The sequence below is a fragment of the Methylobacterium hispanicum genome (genome assembly GCF_022179285.1).
In the GTDB taxonomy this organism is placed as follows: domain Bacteria; phylum Pseudomonadota; class Alphaproteobacteria; order Rhizobiales; family Beijerinckiaceae; genus Methylobacterium; species Methylobacterium hispanicum.
Window position 1 is genome coordinate 1 of sequence record NZ_BPQO01000030.1, and the last position, 20,067, is coordinate 20,067.

Below are 20,067 nucleotides of genomic sequence, written 5' to 3' on the forward strand. Positions count from 1 at the left end.
CTTCCTGCATCTCGGCAGCGGGCCGGACCAGACCAACAACGTCATGGCCCTGGCCTTCGGCCTGCTCATCGTCGCCCTGGTGCTGGTCGGCTCGCTCTGGATCATGGCCCATCTGAACGGGACCATGATGCCGATGAGCCCGCGCCTGGGGGGCTGAGGCCGCGATGCGGGCACGCCCATGAGCGCCACCCCATGAGCGCCACCCCATGAGCGCCACCCTCGCGCGCCGGGTCCGCTGGGAGGCGGTCCTCGACCGCCTGACGCCCCCGGCCGGCGCTTGGCTCTACGGCCTGCGGATCTGGAGCGCGACGATCATCGCCCTCTACGCCGCGTTCTGGCTGCAGCTCGAGAGTGCCTCCTCGGCCGCGGTCTGCGTCGGCATCCTATCCCAGCCGCGGCGCGGCCAGGCGCTCTCCAAGGCGTTCTACCGCATGGCGGGTACGCTGACCGGCTTCGTGGTCTCGATCCTGTTCGCGGCCCTCTTCGGCCAGGACCGCGTGCTGATGCTCGTCGCCTTCACGACCTGGCTCGGTCTGTGCGTGTTCTTCGCGACCCATTTCGAGGGCGTGCAGGCCTACGGGGCGGTGCTGGCCGGCTACACCGTCGCGATCATCACGATCGTCCACATCGATCAGCCCCTCGACGTCTTCGAGGCGGCCGTCGCCCGCGTGGCGGTGATCACGATCGGCATCGTCACGGTGACGTTCATCAACGACGCGCTGGGCGCCCCGCAGGTGCTCAAACCTCTCCGGGACGGCCTCGGGGCGGCGCGGGCCCAGGTGCGCGGCCTCGTCCGGCGCGGCCTGCGGGGCGAGGCGCCCCCGCCGGACGAGGCCGCAGCCGCCCTGCGCGCGGTCGGGGGCACGCGCGCCGACATCGTGGGCGTGGCCGGCGAGACCGACGACGGACACAACCGGGCCGCCGGGGCACGCAGCGCCGCCGCCGCGCTGATCGGCCAAGTGGGCGCGGGCCGCGCCTTCGCCCGCGCCGCCGCCCGCGAGCCGGCCGCCGCGCGGGCGGTCGGCCGACGCGTGGAGGCGGGACTCGACGGAGACCCCGCGGCCGCCCCGGCGCTGGAGGCGGACCTGCGGGCGGCGACGGCGGGCGGCGCCTCGCCCGAGACCGTCCTGCTCCTGCGCCGCGCCGCGGACCTGCTGCGGCAGGAGGCCTGGATCGCGGACGGGGTCCGCGCGCTCGAGACGGGCCGCGCGCCCCTGCGGGACGTCGATCTGCCCCTGCACCGGGCGTTCCCGGACGCGCTGCGCCAGGCGCTGCGGGCCGTGATCACGGTGGCGGTCAGCGCGGCGCTGTTCATCCTCAGCGGCTGGCCCGAAACCACCCCCGGCCTCATGCAGATCGCGGCGTTCGCGGGCGTCATGGCGATCAACCCCGCGCCCGCCGCCTACGCGCGGGGCGCCCTGCTCGGCATTCCGGCCGCTATCGCGGCGGCCGGGATCGTCCGGTTCCTCGTCCTGGACGGCGGCCAGGGCTTCCCGCTCCTCGCCATCGCGATCGCCCCGGTCGTCTTCACCGGCTGCTTCCTGAGCCTCGGCAAGGGGACCGCGAGCCTCGGCTCCGTGCTGCTCGTCTTCTTCCCGGTGTTCCTCTCGCCCGCGAACCCGCAATCCTACGACCTGCAGGCGTTCCTGGACGAGGCGGCCCTGTTCGCGATCTCCAGCATCGTGGCCTTCCTGAGCACGGGGTTCCTCAACGCCGACGACGCGAAGCGCCGGGCGTGGGCGCTGGGCACCCTGCGCGGGAGCCTTCTCGACACGCTGACGGCCGAGCCGGCCCGGGCCGGGCGGCGCGGGAGCCTGAACGGAGACCGGATCGCCCGGTTCTCCACCCTCAGGACCGCCTCCGAGGTCGCCCACCGCTCCTGGCTGCGGCACGCCTTCGCCCTGGCCGCGCTCGACACGGCGGCGGCCGGCGCCCAGGCGGGCCTCAACGACCTGATCCACGCGCCCGGCTTCGACGGGCCGATCGAGGCCGCGCGCGCCGCCCTGGAAGCCCTGGACGCGGACGCGCTCCGGGGCGCGGCGGCCGACCTCCTCGGGGCAGCGAGGGGGCGGGCCGCCGACGCGCGGACGCTGGAGACCGTCGCCGCGGTCGTGGCCGATCTGATGACCGCCGCCCACATCGCCGCCGACGAGGCCCGGGTCCTGCGGCGCCTGCATCTGCGGCATCCGGACCGGCGGGACGCCGCGTGAGGACCGAACCCCGCGCCGCAGCCGCACGGGAGGCCGTGCGCGGTCCCGCCCCGTCATCCGGCGCCGGGTCGCGACCGCGCCCCGCGGACGGTCGACCCGCCCGCGGGCGGCAGCGCTGCCCCTCCCTCGCCCCGGTCACGCCCCAGGCCGGCGGGCGGGTCCTTCCGCTGTTCGGCCTCGCCCGCAGCGTCCCGGAACGCGCCCGCCCCCGTACGCAGCATGGCCCGTAGGCGGACGACGCGGCCCCGGCGCGTGCGGCGGCTCCTGGCCGCCGGCGTGGTCCTGGCGGTCAGCGCGGCGGCGGCCGCCCTGGTCTGGATCTATCTCGACGCGCGTCCCTGGACCCGGGACGGGCGCGTGCGGGTGCAGGTCTCCAACATGGCGCCGCAGATCAGCGGGCAGATCGTGGAGCTGCGCATCGCCGACAACCAGTTCGTCCACAAGGGCGACGTGCTCTACGTGATCGATCCGTTCGACTACAAGGTCGCGCTCGACCGGGCCCGGGCCGAGCTGGAGAACCGTGCCGCCGACCTCCAGGTGCGGCAGGTCCAGGCCGAGCGCCGGGCGGCGCTGACCACGCTCTCGACGTCGATCGAGGAGAAGCAGCGCTACGCCGGCATGGCCAAGCAGGCGCAGGCCGCCTACGACCTCGCGCAGGCGCAGCTCGCGCAGGCCAAGGTCAACCTCGAGCGCACGCAGGTGCGCAGCGCCGTCAACGGCTACGTCAACAACCTGCTCCTGCGCGTCGGCGACTTCGCCACCACCGGCACCCCCAACGTCTCGGTCATCGACAGCGATTCCTACTGGATCGACGGCTACTTCGAGGAGACGAAGATGCGCAACGTCCGCGTCGGCGCGGACGCTGAGATCCGCCTCATGGGCTATGACGAGCCGCTGCGCGGCCGGGTCGACAGCATCACCCGCGGCATCAGCACGCTCAACGCGACGCCGAGCACCCAGGGCCTGCCGAGCGTCAACCCGGTCTACACCTGGGTCCGGCTCGCCCAGCGCGTGCCGGTGCGCATCCGCATCGAACATCTGCCCGCGCAGATCCCCCTCGTCGCCGGGACGACGGCCACGATCGATATCCGCACCGGCACCTGGGAACCCGGCGGCGGGCTGGCAGGCCTGATCGACGCGCTGCGCGGCCGCGCGGTGCCGGCCGGCGACCCGGCCCAGACCCCGCCGGTGCGCGGCACCGCGACGCCGGCGCGGATCCCAGGGCCCAGCATGCCGAGCCCGGTCCCCGTGGACCACGCGGCGCCGGGCATCGCCCCCGGCATGACGCAACCGCCCGACCAGCCCCGCGCGGGGCAGGGCCGGCGGTAGCCGCCGGCCGCCGCCGGGGGACCGGTCCTGCGGAGGATCGGTCCGCCCCGTCCGCGGGCGCTGCCCGAAGCATCCGCTTCATATCGAAAGACCGACCGTTGCGTATGGCGCGACCGTCCACCCGCCACGTTAAGCTTTGCATCGGCCCTGCCGCACACTGGAGTCACCGAACACGTGGTCAAGATCGTGAACGTGGCGGATCTCCTGACGGAGACACTGCATCAGGTCGGCGTCCGGCGCATCTACGGCGTGGCGGGCGACAGCCTCAACGGCATCACCGAGTCGATCCGTGCGCGAGGCGACATCGAGTGGGTGCACGTCCGGCACGAGGAGGTCGCGGCCTTCGCGGCCGGCGGCGAGGCCCAGGCGACGGGCGAGCTCGCCGTCTGCGCCGGCTCCTGCGGGCCCGGCAACCTGCACCTCATCAACGGCCTGTTCGACGCGCACCGCACCCGCACGCCGGTGCTCGCCATCGCGGCCCAGATCCCCTCCGCCGAGATCGGGTCGAACTACTTCCAGGAGACGAAGCCGACCGAGCTGTTCCGCGACTGCAGTTGCTACTGCGAGCCGATCGTCTCGGCGGCCCAGCTGCCCTACGTGCTCGAGACGGCAGTGCGCGCCGCCATCGGGAACCAGGGCGTCGCCGTCGTGGTCATCCCCGGCGACGTCGCGCTCCAGGACGCGCCCAAGCGCGCCGTCGCGCCGAATGCCGGCCTGATCCCGCCCCGGCCCGTGATCGTCCCGGCGGCCCGGCAGATCGACGCCCTGGCGGATCTGCTCAACGGGGCCAAGAAGGTCACCCTGTTCTGCGGCCGCGGCTGCGCCGGCGCGCGCGAGGCGGTGATCGCGCTCGCCGAGACCTTGAAGGCGCCGGTCGTGCACGCGCTCGGCGGCAAGGAGCATGTCGAGCACGACAACCCCTACGACGTCGGCATGACCGGCCTGATCGGCTTCTCGTCGGGCTACGCCGCCATGGAGGCCTGCGACACGCTCCTGCTGCTCGGCACGGACTTCCCCTACCGCCAGTTCTATCCCGAGGGCGCCAGGATCGCGCAGGTCGACATCCGGCCCGACAATCTCGGGCGCCGCTGCCGGATCGACCTCGGCCTCGTGGGCGACGTGGGGGCGACGATCGCCGCCGTGATGCCGAAGCTGCAGCCGAAGGGCGACGACGGCCACCTGCAGGCCTGCCTGAAGCACTACGCCAAGGCGCGCGAGGGCCTCGACGAACTCGCCACCGGCAAGGCCGGGCGCAAGCCGATCCACCCGCAATACCTGACGCGGCTCCTCAGCCAGGCCGCGGCCCCCGACGCCGCCTTCACGGCCGATGTCGGCACCCCGACGATCTGGGCCGCCCGCTACCTCGCGATGTCCGAAGGCCGCCGCCTGATCGGCTCCTTCGCGCACGGGTCCATGGCCAACGCCCTGCCGCAGGCGATCGGCATCCAGGCGGCGCAGCCCGGGCGCCAGGTCGTGTCGCTCTCGGGCGACGGCGGCTTCACCATGCTGATGGGCGACCTGCTCACCCTGGTGCAGCACGAGCTGCCCGTGAAGGTCGTGGTCTTCAACAACGGCACGCTGGGCTTCGTCGAGATGGAGATGAAGGCCGCCGGCTACCTCGACACCGGCGTGGCGCTGCGCAACCCGAACTTCGCCGCCATGGCGCGGGCCGCCGGCATCCACGCCGTCCGGGTCGAGGATCCGGCCGACCTCGAGGGGGCGATCCGCGAGATCCTCGACCATCCGGGTCCCGCCCTCCTCGACGTGGTCACGAACCGCCAGGAACTCGCCATGCCCCCCAAGATCGAGGCGGCGCAGGTGAAGGGCTTCAGCCTCTACATGCTGCGGGCGGTGATGAACGGTCGCGGCGACGAGCTCATCGACCTCGCCAAGAGCAACCTGCTGCGATGACGCGGGCTCGGCGTTCCGGCGCGGTCGCCGGCGCGGTCACCGGCGCGGCCACCGGCGCAGGGCCCGCGCCGGCCCTCCCGCCCCCGGCCTCCGGGCGGCGCGGCGCCAGGCCTCTCGGCCCGCGCGGCCTGCTGTTCGTGCTGCGCTGCTCGCTCTCGGCCACCGCGGCCTTCCTGGCCGCGACCGCCATCGGCCTCGGCCATCCGGTCTGGGCCCTGATGTCGGCCCTCATCGTGTCCCAGGAGAGTCTGGCCGAGACCCACCGCTCGCTGGGGGGACGGATCCTCGGAACGGTGCTGGGCGCCGCGACCGCCGTCGCGGTCCACGCCGGGTTCCGGGGCGCGGGCCTCGACGCCATGGCGGTGCAGGTCGCGGTCATCACGGCGGCCTGCGCGGTCATCGCCCGGGAGCGCCCGGCCATCCGCGTCTGCATGTGGACCGGCCCCCTCGTGCTGCTCACCGCCACGCCCGAGACGCCGATCGGCGCGACCGCCCTGCACCGGGGCGGGGAGGTGATCCTCGGCGGGCTCGTGGCCGCGGGGCTGCACGGCGCGATCGAGCGGGCCGCGCGGCCGGTCCTCGAACGCGCCCGCGCCGAGGACCAGGAGGCGGGCCGCCCCGGCTAGGGGCGAGCCCCGAGAGAGACGTTCCCGCGCGTCGTGCGCGAACCGGTTGCCGAGGAAGAGACCGCCCATGCGCGTCGGATTGTTCATTCCCTGTTACATGGATGCCTTCGAGCCCGAGGTCGGCATCGCCACCCTCGAACTGCTGCGGCGGTTCGACCTCGACGTCACCTACCCGTTCGACCAGACCTGCTGCGGCCAGCCGATGGTCAATACCGGCTGCCACGAGGAGGCCGCCGCCACCGAGGCGCTCTTCGTCCGCAACTTCTCCGGGTTCGACTACGTCGTGGCGCCCTCCGGCTCCTGCACCCATCAGGTGCGCGAGCACATGACGGCGATCCCGCAGACTCCCGACGTGGTCGCGGTACGCGCGCGGACCTACGAGCTGGTGGAGTTCCTGCACGACGTGCTCAAGGTCGACGCCTTCCCCTGGGCCGAGTTCCCGCACCGGGTCAGCTACCACAACAACTGCAACGCGCTGCGCGGCATCGGCCACGCGCGCCCGTCCGAGCTGCACGCGCCGTTCTACTCCAAGCCCCTGGACCTGCTCGCCAAGGTCAAGGGCCTCGAGGTGGTCGAGCTCGCCCGCCCCGACGAGTGCTGCGGCTTCGGCGGCACCTTCTGCGTGTTCGAGCCGGCGGTGTCGGCCAAGATGGGCCACGACAAGGTCCGCGACCACGCCCGCGCCGGGGCCGCGTACGTCGTCTCGGCCGATTCCTCCTGCATGATGCACCAGCGCGGCTCCGCCGAGCGCCTGGGGCTCCCGCTCAAGTTCATCCACATCGCCCAGGTCCTCAACGGAGCCGCCGCATGAGCCATCCGCAGGAGCCGGACCGCCACCGGATGATCCATCCCGATCTCGCCGTCTCCGACGACGAGGCCCCGCGCAGCCCCGACGGCCACCGGCTGGAGCACGGGGCCGGCACGTCCCGGCCGCTGCGGCCGCGGTCGCACGAGCCCCAGCCGCGGGGGGCCCGCGTCCACGGCCATCGGCCGATCGACCAGAACGAGGCCGCCGCGCGCTTCATCGCGGCACCCGAGCACGAGCAGATGCACGACGAGCGCCTCTGGGACCTGCGCCAGAAGCGCGACCGGCAGATGCGCGCCATCCCCGAATGGGAGGAGCTGCGCGAGATCGCCTCGCGCATCAAGCAGCACACGCTGAGCCATCTCGACACCTATCTCGAGCAGTTCGAGGCGGCGGCCAAGGCCAACGGCGTCCACGTGCACTGGGCCGAGGACGGGGCGGCGCACAACCGCATCGTCCACGCCATCCTGCGCGACCACGGCGCCCGGCGCCTGATCAAGTCGAAGTCGATGCTCACCGAGGAGTGCGGCTTCCGCCACTACATGGCGGCCAGCGGCATCGAGGTGATCGAGACCGACCTCGGCGAGCGCATCCAGCAGCTCGACGACGAGGATCCGAGCCATATCGTGGTGCCGGCGGTGCACAAGCTGCGCGCCGACGTGGCCGACGTGTTCGCCCGCAAGCTCGGCACCGACCCGGACAACGACGACGTGCACTACCTCGCCGAGCGCCAGCGCGAGGCGACGCGGCCCCTGATCCTGGAGGCCGATGCCGGCCTCACCGGCGGCAACTTCGCGGTGGCCGAGACCGGCAGCATCGTGGTCTGCACCAACGAGGGCAACGCCGACCTCTCCGGCAACGTGCCCAAGCTCCAGATCCACTCGGTCGGCATCGAGAAGATCATCCCCCAGGTCGCCGATCTCGGGATCTTCGTGCGCCTCCTGTCCCGCTCGGCGCTGGGCTCGCCGATGACGCAGTACACCTCGCATTTCCGCGGGCCCCGGCCCGGCACCGAGATGCATGTCGTGCTGGTCGACAACGGCCGCGCCGCGCGACTGGGGATGGAGGAGTTCTGGACCTCGCTCAAATGCATCCGCTGCGGCGCTTGCATGAACACCTGCCCGGTCTACCGGCGCTCGGGCGGCCTCTCGTACGGGGCGACCTACTCGGGTCCGATCGGGCTCATCCTCGACCCGACCTTCGACAAGCGCAAATACTCGACCCTGCCGTTCTCCTCGACGCTCAACGGGTCGTGCAGCAACGTCTGTCCGGTGAAGATCAACATCCACGAGCAGATCTTCGCCTGGCGCAAGGTGCTGGCCGAGGCGCGCGAGCTGCCGCTCGTCAAGCGCGCGATGATGTCGGCGGCCGGCAAGGTCCTGTCCCATCCGGCGCTGTACCGCACCGCGATCCGCACGGCGGATTCGGCCCTGAAGGTGCTGCCGCGCTTCGTCGTCTACAACCCGCTCAACACCTGGACGCAGGGCCGCGAGATGCCGCCGGTCCCCAAGAGCACCTTCCACGACTGGTACGCCGCCAACCATCCGGCGCCCGCGGAGGACCCCACCAGCCCGGAGGCGAAGCCGTGAGCGCAGACGACGTCGTGAGCCCTCGCGACACCATCCTGGCCCGCATCCGCGCCAACCGGCCGGCGGGCGAGCACCCGCGGCCGGACGTGCCCCGCTTCCCCGTGCTGCACGCGGGCCGGCCGCTGGAGCCGGACGATTACGTGGGCGTGTTCGAGACCAACCTGAAGGCGATGGGCGGCAAGCCCGCGCCCGAGGACGCGGACGACCTCGCCGCCCTGGTGCGCCGGCTGTTCCCGAAGGCCGGCGTCGTGGCCTCCCGGGTCCCGGAACTGGCCGGGGACATCGACGTCGCGGCCTGCCGCCCGCAGGACCTCGCCGGGGTCGACGTGGCGGTGGTGCGCGCCGCCTTCGCCATCGCCGAGACCGGCTCGATCCTGCTGAGCGAGGCGGAGCTCGGGGTCAACGCGCTCGCCTACCTCGCCCAGCACCTCCTCGTCCTGCTCGACCCCGCCGACATCGTGGCCTCGACCCAGGACGCCTATCACCGCCCCGAGTTCAAGGAGCGGCGCTACGCCGCCTTCCATACCGGCCCCTCGGCCACCGCCGACATCGAGGGCGTGCTGATCCACGGCGCGCAGGGCGTGCGCTCGCTCACCGTGGCGATGCGCCCCCGGGCCTGACCGGGCCCCTCACGATCCTCCCAACCCAGCCGCCACCACGAGGACAGACCGATGACGAAGCGTGCCCACACCGCGCGGGGCGTGGCCCTGCTCGAGAACCCCGTCACCAACAAGGGCACGGCCTTCACCCTGGCCGAGCGCGCGACCCTCGGCCTCGAAGGGCTGCTGCCGCCCTCGGTGGAGGATCTCGACCGGCAGGCGGAACGGGCGGAGAGCCACCTCGCCGCCAAGCCGAACGACCTCGAGCGCTACATCTACCTCACGGGCCTGCTCGACCGGAACGAGACCCTGTTCTACCGCGTGGTGATGGCGGACCCGATGCGGTTCCTGCCGATCGTCTACGATCCCACGGTCGGCGAGGCCTGCCTCAAGTTCGGCCACATCTTCCGCCGCGCCCGCGGGATGTACGTCTCGCTCGAGCACAAGGGCCGCATCGCCGAGGTGCTGCGCAACTGGCCGGTGAACGACCTGCGCTTCATCTGCGTCTCCACCGGCGGACGCATCCTCGGCCTCGGCGATATCGGGGCCAACGGCATGGGCATCCCGATCGGCAAGCTCCAGCTCTACACCGCCTGCGCCGGCGTCCCGCCCGAGACCCTGCTGCCGCTGCTGCTCGACATCGGCACCACCAATGCGGCCCTGCGCGCCGACCCGCTCTATCTCGGCCTGCGCCGCGAGCCGCCCCCGACCGAGGAGCTCGACGCCTTCGTGGACGAGTTCGTGGCGGCGGTGCAGGAGGTCTTCCCCGGCTGCTGCATCCACTTCGAGGACTGGAAGGGCACGGACGCGATCCGCTACCTCGCCCGCTACCGCGACCGGGTGCTCTGCTACAACGACGACATCCAGGGCACCGCGAGCGTGACGCTGGCCGGGCTCGCCACCGCGCTCCAGATCAAGGGCGAGTCCCTGGCCGACCAGCGCATCCTCTTCCTCGGAGCGGGCTCGGCCGGCATCGGCATCGCCAACCTGATCGTCTCGGCGCTGGTCGAGGAGGGCCTGTCGGAGGCGGACGCGCGCGGCAAGATCTCCCTGTTCGACATCGACGGGCTGATCGAGCCCAAGCGCAAGGACCTCTCGCCCGAGCAGAAGGTCTACGCCCACGACGCGAAGCCGTCCGACGACCTCCTCGCCACCGTGAAGGCGCTCAAGCCGAGCGTGCTGATCGGCGTCTCGACGAAGGGCGGCGCCTTCACCCGCGAGATCGTCGAGGCCATGGCCGAGATCAACGAGCGGCCGATCATCTTCCCCCTGTCGAACCCGACCGAGAAGGCCGAGGTCTCGGCCGAGGACGCCTTCACCTGGACCGGGGGGAAGGTGCTCTACGCGGCGGGCGTGCAGTTCCCGGACGTGGAGCTCGACGGCAAGACCTACCATCCGGGGCAGGCCAACAACTTCTACATCTTCCCGGCGGTGGGACTCGCGGTCTACGCGACGCGGCCGGAGCGGATCACCGACGCGATGTTCATCGAGGCGGCCCGCGCCAGCGCCGACCAGGTCGGGTCCGACCTGCGCGACAAGGGCATGCTGTTCCCGTCCCAGCGCAACATCCTGGAGACCGAGATCACCACCGCGGCCCGGCTCGCCGAGTGGATCTTCGACCAGGGCAAGGCCACGGTCGAGCGCCCCGCCGACATCCGGGCCTGGCTCGAGGGGATGATCTACCGGCCGGCCTATGCCGAGCAGGTGGAGGCATGATCGGCACCATCACCCAGGCGCTGGCCCCCGTGGTCTTCGTGACGGTGCTCGGCTGGATCGCCGGGCACTGGCGCGTCCTTCCCGAGAGCGCCGGCGCCGTGCTCTCGGGCTTCGTCGTCCGCTTCGCCCTGCCCATCAACCTGTTCCTCGCCGCAGCGGCGATGGACCCGAAATCCGTGCTGAACGGGCCCTACCTGGCCACCATCGCGATCGGGTTCATGGCCATCTGGGCCATAGGCCTCGCGCTCGGCTACCGCAGGGGACACACGCTCCCCGAGGCAGCCATGCGGGGCGTGACGACGTCCTGCCCGAACGTGGGCTATTGCGGGCCGCCGGTGCTCGTCGCCGCGGTCGGCTCGTCCGGCATGCTGACGGTGGTCGTCGGCAACCTGATGGCGGCGCTCGTGATGATCCCCCTGACCCTCGTCCTGCTCGAGGGCGGCGCGGGCATCGGGAAGTCCCTCCGCAGCGCTCTCGTCAAGCCGCTGGTCCTGCTCCCCCCGGTCGGACTGGTCATCGCCTTCTCCGGCCTGCACCTCCCCGACCTCGTCCGGAACGCGGCCGACGAGATCGGCCGCTCGGCCGGCGGCGTCGCGCTCTTCGCCCTCGGCTTCATCCTCTCGGGCATCGAGCCGCGGATCAACCGGCAGACCCTGCTCAATGTCGGGCTGAAGAACATCCTCCAGCCGCTCGCGATGGTGGGACTCGGGTTCGCGTTCGGCCTGCGGGGCGACCTCCTCAAGGAGGTCCTTCTCCTGGGCGTCCTGCCGGCGGCCACCATCGCCCCGGCCCTCGCGCTGGCGCACGAGACCTACGCCCGGGAAGCTGCCCGCAGCGTCCTCGTGAGCACCGTCCTCGCGCTGCCGGGCATCGCGGCCGGCATCGCGATCGCCGGCCTGATGTGACCGGTCCGACGTGACCGGCCCGACGGGATCGCCCGCGGTCGGGCGGTCACGTCCGCCGTCCCCGGGGCGGCCAGCTCGTCCAAGGAGTCGTTCGATGTCGAAGAAGGTCGGCCAGGTCATCGTCGAGGCGCTCGAGGAGGCCGGCGTCAGGCGGTGCTACGGCATCGTCGGCGACACGCTCAACCAGATCTCGGACCCGATGCGGGCGAGCGGCCGCATCGCCTGGGTCCACGTGCGCCACGAGGAGGCGGGCGGCTTCGCGGCCGGCGCCGAGGCGCTGCTCACCGGCACGCTCACGGCCTGCGCCGGGACCTGCGGGCCGGGCAGCCTGCACTTCATCAACGGCCTCTTCGAGAGCCACCGCAACCGCGCGCCGGTCATCCTGATCGCCACGCAGGTGGCGAGTTCCGAACTCGGCGTCGACTTCCCGCAGGAACTCGACCTGCGCCAGATCTACAGCACCTGCAGCGTCTTCTGCGAGGAGCTGCGCGCGCCGAGCGAGGCGCGGCGCCTCACGGTGCTGGCCGCGCAGGCGGCGCTGACGAAGCGCGGCGTCGCCGTGCTGATCGTGCCCGGCGACATCGCGGCGATGACGACGGACGACGCGGTGCCCTACCGCGTGCACGCGCCGGCCAGCATGCGCCTGCCGCTCCAGGCCGACCTCGACCGGCTCGCCGAGATCCTGAACGCGGGCCGCAAGGTCGCGGTCTACGCGGGCGCCGGCGCCGCCGGCGCGCACGACGAGGTCGTCGATCTGTGCCGCCTGCTCCAGGCGCCCCTGGTCCACACCTCCCGCGCGAAGGATTTCCTCGAATACGACAATCCCTACAATGTCGGCATGACCGGATTGATCGGGGTCCGCTCCGGCTACCACGCCGTCAGCACCTGCGACACGCTGCTGCTCATCGGGGCCGACTTCGCGTGGCGCCAGTTCTATCCCGACAAGGCCCGGGTCATCCAGATCGACCACGAGCCCGCTCATCTCGGCCGGCGCCACCCCGTCGAACTCGGCGTCGTCGGGGACGCGGCGCCGACCCTGCGGCTGCTCCTGCCTCTGCTGAAGGCCAAGACGGACAGCCGCTTCCTCGACGACTGCCTCGCGATCGCGCGCGATGTCCGCGAGAGCCTGGAGCGGGAGGAGCGGCCGGGTCGCGACGGCCTGATCCATCCCCAGCAGGTCGCCGCCCTCGTCGGCCGCCACGCGAGCGAGGACGCGGTGTTCACGGCCGACGGCGGAAGCCCCATGGTCTGGCTTCTGCGCCACGTCGCCGTGAACGGGCGGCGGCGCACGCTGCTCAGCCTGCTGCACGGAACGATGGCGAACGCCATGCCGATGGCGCTGGGCGCGAAGAAGGCCCTGCCGGAGCGGCAGGTCATCGCCTTCAGCGGCGACGGCGGCATCGCGATGCTGCTGGGCGACCTGCTGACCGCGGTTCAGGAGGAGATCCCGATCAAGGTCGTGGTGTTCAACAACGGCACCCTGGGCTTCGTGGAGATGGAGATGAAGGTCGAGGGTCTGCTCGACACCTGGACCAAGCTGAAGAACCCCGACTTCGCCCTGCTGGCCAGGGTCGTCGGCTTCGCCGGCTGGCGGGTCGAGCACGCCGACGACCTCGAACCGGCCGTGCGCGCCTTCCTGGACCACGACGGCCCGGCGCTTCTCGACGTGCGGGTGAACGGGATGGAACTCGTCATGCCGCCCGTCATCGAGGCGTCGCAGGCCGTCTCGACGGCCCTCTACGCCGCCAAGGCGACCCTGAGCGGCCGGGTCGGGGACGTGGTCGAACTCGCCCGGAGCAACTTCCTAGATTGATGGCGTCGCGGCGCGAAGGGCCGGCGCCGGGCCGGCCGCCGCCAGGACGGCCGCCGCCAAGACGGCAAGCCGAGAGGGCGACAAGCCGAGAGGGCGACAGGCGGGCGCCGGATGGGCGCGATCGCGGAGGTCGGGCCCGCCGGCCGCGCGCTCAGATCCCGCCGAGTTGCTGGGTCAGCTTCAGGAAGCGGAGGATCACCGGATCGCGCTCGCCGCGGCGCGTGGCGATGGCGATGGGCGCCGAGAAGGGGGCGTCCGCGATCGGGCGGTAATCGACCTCGTCGGGGTGGATCTGGCTCAGCGAGGCGGGCGTCAGCGTCACGCCGAGGCCGGCGGCGACGAAAGCGAGCGCCGTCGCCTTCTCGGGCGCCTCGACGCGGATGCGCGGCGTGAAGCCGGCGCTGAAGCAGCGCTGGATGATCGCGTCGTAGAGGCCGGGCGCGAGGAAGCGCGGCCAGAGCACGAAGGGCTCCTCGGCGAGGTCGGCGATGCCGATCTGCGCCGCCTGCCGCAGGCGGTGCTCCGGCGGGAGCGCGATCCGCATCTCCTCCTCCGCCAGGACCCGGATGGTCAGGTCGGACGGCGCCTCGATCGGGGGGCGGATCAGCGCGATGTCGTCGGTGCCCGCGCCCAGGGCGGAGCAGAGTTCGTCGGTCGGCGCCTGCCTCAGCGTCAGCTCGACCGCCGGCAACTCGCGCCGCCAGAGGCGGACCAGAGCCGGGATCATGGGATGGAAGGAGATGCCCGGGGTGAAGCTGACCGTCAGCTCCCCGATCTCGCCTTGTCCGACCCGTTCGATCTGCTGGCGCGTCTCCTGGGCCATGGCCAGGACCGAACGGGCGCTCTCGAGCAGGATCCGCCCGGCATCGGTGAGTTCCACGTCGCGGGCATGGCGGATGAACAGCTTGTGGCCGTATTCCTCCTCGAGCCGCATGATCAGCTGGGAGAGGGGCGGCTGCGAGATCCCGAGCTTGTGCGCGGCGCGCCGGAAATTCCGCTCCTCGGCGAGCGTCGCGAAATAGAGCAGATGCCGGAAGTCCACGAAGCTTCTCCCTGACCAAATGCTGTGCGGCACACGCCGTCCCGTTCGACCCGTCGGGACAGCCGGCCTGCAGGACCTGCGATCAGTCGATGCAGTCTACGGACGGGCCGACCCGGTCCTCGCGTACGCATGCGGGGACCGCATCGCGCTCAGGCGTGCTCGGCGACGGCGCGGCATCGCTGCCGTCCGGGCAGGCGCTCGCCTGCTTCAGGTACGCCACGAACTCGGACACGATGACGCGCTGGTCGGTGGTGCGCGTGGCGAGGCTGAGCGGAACCCGCAGGGACAGGCCGTCGATCCGCCGCCGCATCGTGCAGCCGAGGGAGAGCCGTCCGAGCGAGGCCGGGACGACCGCCAGCCCGACGCCGGCCGCCACGAAGCTCAGGAGGCTGATCAGTTGCGGGACTTCCTGGACGATCCGCATCGTGACGCCCGCGCGCACGAAGGCGCTGATCATCGTATCGTACAGCGTCGGGCTCAGGTCCCGACGGAACATGACGAAGGGCTCGTCCATGAGGTCGGCGGCCGAGAGCGCGGACCGCTCCGCGAGGGGATGAGCCGGCGGAAAGATGAGGGCCATCTCCTCCTCGAAGAGGACTTGGCAGTCGAGTGTGGCGCAGGGAACCTGCATGGGCCGCATGAACGCCGCGTCGAGGCGGCCGTCGGACAGGCTGTCGCAGAGATCCTGGCTGTCGCCATCCGAGAGCACGAGATCAATGCCCGGCCTGATCTGCCGGTAGGCCTGGATGGCCGCCGGGATGAACGGGTTGAACGCTGTCGAGTCCGCCAGACCGATCCGCAGAGTCCCGATCTCGCCGCGCGCGCCCCTGTTCACCCGGTCGGGCAGCGCCTCGGCCTCGCCGAGCATCTTGACGGCGGCCTGTCTCAGCACCTGTCCGGCGCGCGTCAGCTCCAGGGTGTGGGGCCGACGCACGAAGAGCCGCGTCTTGAGATCGTTCTCCAGGGCGCGCATGGACCGTTCGAGACTGGCTTGGCCGAGATCCAGGCGACTCGCGCTAAGCTTGTAATTACAAGTTTCTACAACCGTAAGAAAATATCGCAGATGTCTGACTTCCATGTCTGACTCCAGGAACCGGACATTGGGTCCGGCAGCGGGTCTATTAGGCCAGAAGTCATTTCACATTCAACAGAGGCCAAGTTTTAGGCCGGAACGAACGTGTGAGCGCCACGATTATTTCACTGCGAGCGTTAATGTGGCGGCCTGGATTCGAGCGACGAGCGGGCACGAGGGGTGGGAACGTTGCCGGGTCCGGGATATGCCGTTCGCATCGTCTCACGGCCGGCTTCGTCCGCAGGGAAATCCGGCGCCGCGCAGTGCGCGTCGCGTTCGCGCCGGCCGGATCGGCCGGCGCGAACCACGGAACATGCGCGACCCGCCGCGGGACAGGCGCGCCGTTCTCAGCGCGCGCGCAACCGGCGCGGCTTCACGATCGTGGATTGCTTGCCCTTCGGGGCCCGGTATGCGCGACGCGGCCGACCGTTGCCCTCCGCGGCCGCATTGCGGTCGAGCCCGTCACCCGGGCTGTCCATCTGGGCAAGCTGGATATAGCCCCGGTTACCCGAGTGCTCGTTGGCCTGAACGGCCGAGTAGCCGCCGACAAGGATCAGGGCCGCGAATGCGAAGGCCTTCATATCGGGATGTCATCCTCTTCCAATGCTGAGCCCGAAGCTGCCCCTCCGGCACGCTCTCCTGTTGAGCTAGGCTCCGTCGGAGCAGCGCAAAGGTCTCAGCAGACCGAAAGCCGATATGATCTGCAGCGGAATTCGATTGGTCTGAGTATCTGGACGCGTATGCCGGGCGCGGCCTGGACGGAACGCCAGCGCTCTCCCCCGATGCACGCCGACGGGGCGCAGGCGGTGGCCGCCTGTTTCGAGCGCGTCCTGTCGCGGGCGCCGAAGGTCGACCGGACGCCGGGCGGCCGAGGAGAGGCGTGTCCGGCCGGCCTCTCGCCGAACTGGCTGGCCAGGGAGCGTGCGGGTCCCCGTCCGGTCGGACGGGTCGTCCCGGGCGCGGCCTCAGCAGTCGGCGACGTTGACGGCGAGCCCGCCGAGCGAGTCGCAGATCACCGCGTCGCGGACCGCGCCGTCGTCGAGCCCGGCGAGGATGCGGTCGGCGGCGTCCCGGCGACCTCCCGCCGGCCGTGGCGGCGCGGCGGAAGATCCCCGGGCGGCGCTCAGACGATGTCGGCGGCCGTCACCGTCGGCGTCGTGCCGCCGCCGCCCTGGAGGATCAGGCCGGCATCGGCGCGCCCGTCGCCGGTCTCGTCCACGAACAGGTAGCCGTCCGCGCCGGCCGTCCCGCTCGTGACGTAGGCGTAGGTGCGGCCCGTCAGGAGCACGTCGGCGAAGGCGCGGGCGCTGTCGAAATCGGTCACGACGCTGCTGGTGCCGGTCACGAAGTTCTGGTCCGTGCCGTCCTGCCCGAGATCGAGCCTGTCGGTGCCGGAGAGGAAGTTCGCGATCCGGTCGGCCGTCGTCGCGCTCAGGCCCGTGTCGCCCTGGCCGATGACGAAGACGTCGGCTCCGCCCGCGGCGACGAGGCTGTCCGCGCCCGCGCCGCCCACGATGGTGTCGGCGGCCCCCGAGCCGATGATCGTGTCGTTGCCGGCACCGCCGCTGAAGCGCGAGCCGGCCGCCGCGCCCGTGCCGACGATCAGGTCGTCGCCGGCCCCGCCGCTGAACACCTCCGTTCCCGCACCCGCGAGGATCGTGTCGTTGCCCTGGCCGCCGTAAACGGTGTCGAAGCCGTCGTTGCCGTAGATGAGATCGTCGCCGAGATTTCCGTAGATCAGGGCGGTCATCGGGCCGGAGGTGCGCGAGACGATCGTATCGTTACCCTGGCCGCCATAGACCGTGTCGGCCGAGCCGATCAGGTCGATGAAATCGTTGCCCTGGTTGCCGTAGACCAGGTTCGGGCCGAGGCCGCCGGCGATCGTGTCGTCGCCCAGGTTTCCGAAGATGTGCTGCCCTTCGGTCCCGGTCGAGTAGCTGTAGTTGATCAGGTCGTTGCCCTGGCCGCCGTAGACCGTATCCTGTCCGGCCGCGCCGGTGCCGCCATTGATCGTATCGTCGTCCTGGTTGCCGTAGATCAGGTCGGATCCGGCCCCGCCGTCGATCTGGTCCCGACCGAGGTTGCCGAGGATCGTGTCGTTGCCCCCGCCCGACTCGATCAGGTCGTCGCCCTGGCCACCGTAGAGGCGCAGCGCGGCCGCTCCGGCAGCGCGCAGGCTGTCGTTGCCCTGGTTGCCGTAGATGACATTGCCGAGGCCGGTCGCGGAGAGCGCGAAGGCGTCGTTGCCCTCCGCCCCGGAGAGCGTGTCGTTCGCGGAGGTGCCCGAGAGGACGAAGAGGTCGTTGTCCGCCGACCCCGTCACCGAGATGTTGCTCTCCGAAGAAATCAGATAGGTCGCCATCGCGAACGCTCCTCCGAAATCGGGCACTCTATCGCCGTCCATTGGTCGGCGAGGGCCCATCTTCGGGAGTTCTAACCAGATCTTCCGCGCACAACGACCGCTATAGCGAGCCGATCACCAGCCCACATGGCGTAATACGTTCGGTCGTGCGTGCGGGATGGCGTGCGGGGTGGCGTGCGGCGGCAGGGCCGTCGGGATCCGCGCGGAAAGCCCTCCGGACCGGCCGCCGGTTCAGCCGACCACGCCGTCGATGAGGTTGCGGCCGAGCAGGAACTCGGAGCTGAACGCGGTGCGCACCACCGGCTCCAGCGCGACCGACGGCGCCAGCGCGGCGGCCTCGGCGCGGCGGGCCTCCACCGCCTCGGCCAGGGTGACCGCCCGGAAGCGCAGGCGCGTGCCGGCCTGAGCCTGGGCGAGGCGGCCGAGATCGGCCCCGATCACGGTGGCGATCTTCGGGTAGCCGCCGGTCGGCTGCCGGTCGGCCATCAGGACGATCGGCAGGCCCTGGCCCGGCACCTGGATCGCCCCTTGCGCGACGCCGTCCGAGACGATGTCGTGGCCCCGGGCGTGGGCGAGCGGCGCGCCGTCGAGGAAGCAGGCCATGCGGTCGCCGCGCGGCGTCACGGTCCAGTCGCGGTCGAGGAAGGCCGCGATCTCGGAGGGGGCGAAGTGGTCGTCCTGCGGCCCGAGCACCACGCGGATCGTGCCCGGCGGCCGGTCGAGCCAGGGTGCGCCAAGCGCCGCCGGCTCGCCGAGGCCGGCCCGGGCCTCGGCCACGGGGAGCGCGTCGCCCGCCGCCAGCGCCCGCCCGTCGAGGCCGCCGAGGCGCGAGCGGGTGTGGGTCGCGGTGGAGCCCAGCACCGGCGGCACGTCGATGCGGCCGGCCACCGCGAGGTAGCACCACGCGCCGGCCCGCCCCGCACGCAGGGTGAGCGCCGTGCCGGGCCGCAGGGTCAGCGCGCAGGCCGGCGGCAGGGTCCGGCCGTCGCAATCGATCCGGAAGGCGCCGCCGGCGAGCGCGAGGTCGATCGGGCTCCCCTCGACGGTGAGCGCCAGGCCGCCGAGCCCCGCCTCGATCGCGGTGGCACCGGGCGGGTTGCCGAGCGCGCGGTTCGCGGTGGCGCAGGCCAGCGGGTCCATCGGTCCGGCCGGCGTGATGCCGTAGCGCAGGGCGCCGTGCCGGCCCCGGTCCTGCAGGGTGACGCCGGCCCCGGCGGCGAGGATGCGCAGGACCGGCCGCCCGGCCGCCGCCTCGCTCAAGCGGCCCTCCCGGCGACGACCTCGCCCGCAGCGGCGCGCCGCTCCAGGGCGGCGAACGCCTCGGCGCTCACCGGCTCGAACCGCAGCGTGTCGCCGCTCTCGATCAGGAAGGCGGGCTCGCGCTCCGGCGCGAACAGGCGCTCGGGCGTGCGGCCGACGACGTACCAGCCGGTCGGCATCGGCACCGTGCCGATGGCGGCCAGGCCGCCGCCGATCATCACCGCGCCGGGCGGGTGCGGCGGGCGCGGGCTCGGCCGGCGCGGCAGGGCCAGCGCCTCCGGCAGGCCGCCGAGATAGGCGAAGCCCGGCGCGAAGCCGTACATGTAGACCCGGTAGACGCCCTCCGCGTGCCGCGCCGCCGCGTCCGCCCCGGCCAGTCCCACGAGGGCCGCGGCCTCCTCGATGTCCTCGGCCAGCGCCGGATCGTAGCAGCAGGGGATGGTCCAGTGCCGCCCCCCGCCCCGCGCCGCCGCCCGCTCCGCCGCCCGCTCCGCGAGACGGCCCTCCACGGCCGCGACTAGGGCGGCCCGGGAGAGGGTCAGCGGGTCGTAGTGGATCATCAGCGAGCGGTAGGTCGGCACCGTCTCGGCGAGGCCGGGCGGCGGATCGGCGGCGAGCGCCGCGTCGAGGGCCAGCACCCGGTCGTTGGTCGCGGGATCGACCGCCGCGCCGAACTCCACCACCAGCGCCGCCTCGCCCGCGTCGAGGAAGCGGGGCCGGATGGGCGGTTCGGGGTCGGGTGTGGTCATGGGCGCCTTCGCGGGGACATGTCCGGAACCGGCCACCCGGTTCCGGCCCACCATCCTGCCGCCTCCCGCGCCGGCCGTC

General features: G+C 72.2%; 16 protein-coding genes and 1 pseudogene. 11 read left to right on the forward strand and 6 right to left on the reverse strand.

Going from position 1 to position 20,067, the window contains the following annotated elements:
* From MFF56_RS25840 to MFF56_RS25890, 11 genes and pseudogenes are all read left to right on the forward strand, one after another.
* Positions 1-157: pseudogene (locus tag MFF56_RS25840) on the forward strand (cytochrome o ubiquinol oxidase subunit IV); the annotation flags it as partial.
* A 49-nt stretch (positions 158-206) separates the two neighbouring features.
* A complete protein-coding gene (locus MFF56_RS25845) occupies positions 207-2,210 on the forward strand; it encodes an FUSC family protein (protein ID WP_238231688.1) in 2,004 nt (667 codons plus the stop codon).
* Between the two features lie 219 nt (positions 2,211-2,429).
* The gene (locus MFF56_RS25850; RefSeq protein ID WP_373324177.1) at positions 2,430-3,539 is read left to right on the forward strand and encodes an HlyD family secretion protein; all 1,110 of its coding nucleotides are present in this window, start codon (positions 2,430-2,432) and stop codon (positions 3,537-3,539) included.
* Between the two features lie 183 nt (positions 3,540-3,722).
* Positions 3,723-5,450 carry a ubiquinone-dependent pyruvate dehydrogenase gene (poxB, locus tag MFF56_RS25855; RefSeq protein WP_082772923.1) on the forward strand — a complete coding sequence of 576 codons (1,728 nt, stop codon included), beginning with the start codon at positions 3,723-3,725 and terminating at the stop codon, positions 5,448-5,450.
* Entirely contained in the window at positions 5,447-6,076 is a 630-nt protein-coding gene (locus MFF56_RS25860; protein WP_238231692.1) for an FUSC family protein, read from the forward strand. Before poxB ends, MFF56_RS25860 begins: the two co-directional genes overlap by 4 nt.
* A gap of 67 nt (positions 6,077-6,143) precedes the next feature.
* Positions 6,144-6,887: a (Fe-S)-binding protein gene (locus MFF56_RS25865; RefSeq protein ID WP_066922772.1), complete on the forward strand. Its 744-nt coding sequence runs from the start codon at positions 6,144-6,146 to the stop codon at positions 6,885-6,887.
* Positions 6,888-6,916: 29 nt separating this feature from the next.
* Positions 6,917-8,470 carry a lactate utilization protein B gene (locus MFF56_RS25870; protein ID WP_373324186.1) on the forward strand — a complete coding sequence of 518 codons (1,554 nt, stop codon included), beginning with the start codon at positions 6,917-6,919 and terminating at the stop codon, positions 8,468-8,470.
* A gap of 14 nt (positions 8,471-8,484) precedes the next feature.
* Complete coding sequence (locus tag MFF56_RS25875) at positions 8,485-9,090, forward strand: LutC/YkgG family protein (RefSeq protein WP_066926595.1); 606 nt, start codon at positions 8,485-8,487, stop codon at positions 9,088-9,090.
* Positions 9,091-9,141: 51 nt separating this feature from the next.
* Positions 9,142-10,785: an NAD-dependent malic enzyme gene (locus MFF56_RS25880; RefSeq protein WP_066926583.1), complete on the forward strand. Its 1,644-nt coding sequence runs from the start codon at positions 9,142-9,144 to the stop codon at positions 10,783-10,785.
* On the forward strand, positions 10,782-11,690 hold the full coding sequence (locus MFF56_RS25885; RefSeq protein ID WP_066926585.1) for an AEC family transporter: 909 nt from the start codon (positions 10,782-10,784) through the stop codon (positions 11,688-11,690). The genes MFF56_RS25880 and MFF56_RS25885 overlap by 4 nt, the downstream gene beginning before the upstream one ends.
* 94 nt (positions 11,691-11,784) lie before the next feature.
* Positions 11,785-13,503 carry a thiamine pyrophosphate-dependent enzyme gene (locus MFF56_RS25890; protein ID WP_066926587.1) on the forward strand — a complete coding sequence of 573 codons (1,719 nt, stop codon included), beginning with the start codon at positions 11,785-11,787 and terminating at the stop codon, positions 13,501-13,503.
* 151 nt (positions 13,504-13,654) lie between these two features.
* On the opposite strand, the gene MFF56_RS25895 is transcribed toward MFF56_RS25890, so the two are convergent.
* The 6 genes from MFF56_RS25895 to MFF56_RS25920 form a co-directional block, all read right to left on the reverse strand.
* Positions 13,655-14,545 (reverse strand): LysR family transcriptional regulator, encoded by an 891-nt coding sequence (locus MFF56_RS25895; RefSeq protein WP_066926589.1) that lies wholly within the window; start codon positions 14,543-14,545, stop codon positions 13,655-13,657.
* An 82-nt stretch (positions 14,546-14,627) separates the two neighbouring features.
* Positions 14,628-15,623 (reverse strand): LysR family transcriptional regulator, encoded by a 996-nt coding sequence (locus MFF56_RS25900; protein ID WP_082773308.1) that lies wholly within the window; start codon positions 15,621-15,623, stop codon positions 14,628-14,630.
* 341 nt (positions 15,624-15,964) lie between these two features.
* Entirely contained in the window at positions 15,965-16,198 is a 234-nt protein-coding gene (locus MFF56_RS25905) for a hypothetical protein (RefSeq protein ID WP_066926593.1), read from the reverse strand.
* Between the two features lie 542 nt (positions 16,199-16,740).
* Positions 16,741-17,979 (reverse strand): calcium-binding protein, encoded by a 1,239-nt coding sequence (locus MFF56_RS25910; protein WP_238231696.1) that lies wholly within the window; start codon positions 17,977-17,979, stop codon positions 16,741-16,743.
* Between the two features lie 231 nt (positions 17,980-18,210).
* A complete protein-coding gene (locus tag MFF56_RS25915) occupies positions 18,211-19,239 on the reverse strand; it encodes a 5-oxoprolinase subunit C family protein (protein WP_238231698.1) in 1,029 nt (342 codons plus the stop codon).
* Positions 19,236-19,988 (reverse strand): 5-oxoprolinase subunit B family protein, encoded by a 753-nt coding sequence (locus MFF56_RS25920; protein ID WP_238231700.1) that lies wholly within the window; start codon positions 19,986-19,988, stop codon positions 19,236-19,238. The genes MFF56_RS25915 and MFF56_RS25920 overlap by 4 nt, the downstream gene beginning before the upstream one ends.
* Positions 19,989-20,067: the final 79 nt, after the last annotated feature.

Bases quoted from the DNA above. Each gene is read 5' to 3' on its own strand.
- MFF56_RS25845 (WP_238231688.1), top strand. From the start codon at position 207: ATGAGCGCCACCCTCGCGCGCCGGGTCCGCTGGGAGGCGGTCCTCGAC.
- MFF56_RS25850 (WP_373324177.1), top strand. From the start codon at position 2,430: ATGGCCCGTAGGCGGACGACGCGGCCCCGGCGCGTGCGGCGGCTCCTG.
- MFF56_RS25860 (WP_238231692.1), top strand. From the start codon at position 5,447: ATGACGCGGGCTCGGCGTTCCGGCGCGGTCGCCGGCGCGGTCACCGGC.
- MFF56_RS25865 (WP_066922772.1), top strand. From the start codon at position 6,144: ATGCGCGTCGGATTGTTCATTCCCTGTTACATGGATGCCTTCGAGCCC.
- MFF56_RS25870 (WP_373324186.1), top strand. From the start codon at position 6,917: ATGATCCATCCCGATCTCGCCGTCTCCGACGACGAGGCCCCGCGCAGC.
- MFF56_RS25880 (WP_066926583.1), top strand. From the start codon at position 9,142: ATGACGAAGCGTGCCCACACCGCGCGGGGCGTGGCCCTGCTCGAGAAC.
- MFF56_RS25885 (WP_066926585.1), top strand. From the start codon at position 10,782: ATGATCGGCACCATCACCCAGGCGCTGGCCCCCGTGGTCTTCGTGACG.
- MFF56_RS25890 (WP_066926587.1), top strand. From the start codon at position 11,785: ATGTCGAAGAAGGTCGGCCAGGTCATCGTCGAGGCGCTCGAGGAGGCC.
- MFF56_RS25900 (WP_082773308.1), bottom strand. From the start codon at position 15,623: ATGGAAGTCAGACATCTGCGATATTTTCTTACGGTTGTAGAAACTTGT.
- MFF56_RS25905 (WP_066926593.1), bottom strand. From the start codon at position 16,198: ATGAAGGCCTTCGCATTCGCGGCCCTGATCCTTGTCGGCGGCTACTCG.
- MFF56_RS25910 (WP_238231696.1), bottom strand. From the start codon at position 17,979: ATGGCGACCTATCTGATTTCTTCGGAGAGCAACATCTCGGTGACGGGG.
- MFF56_RS25920 (WP_238231700.1), bottom strand. From the start codon at position 19,988: ATGACCACACCCGACCCCGAACCGCCCATCCGGCCCCGCTTCCTCGAC.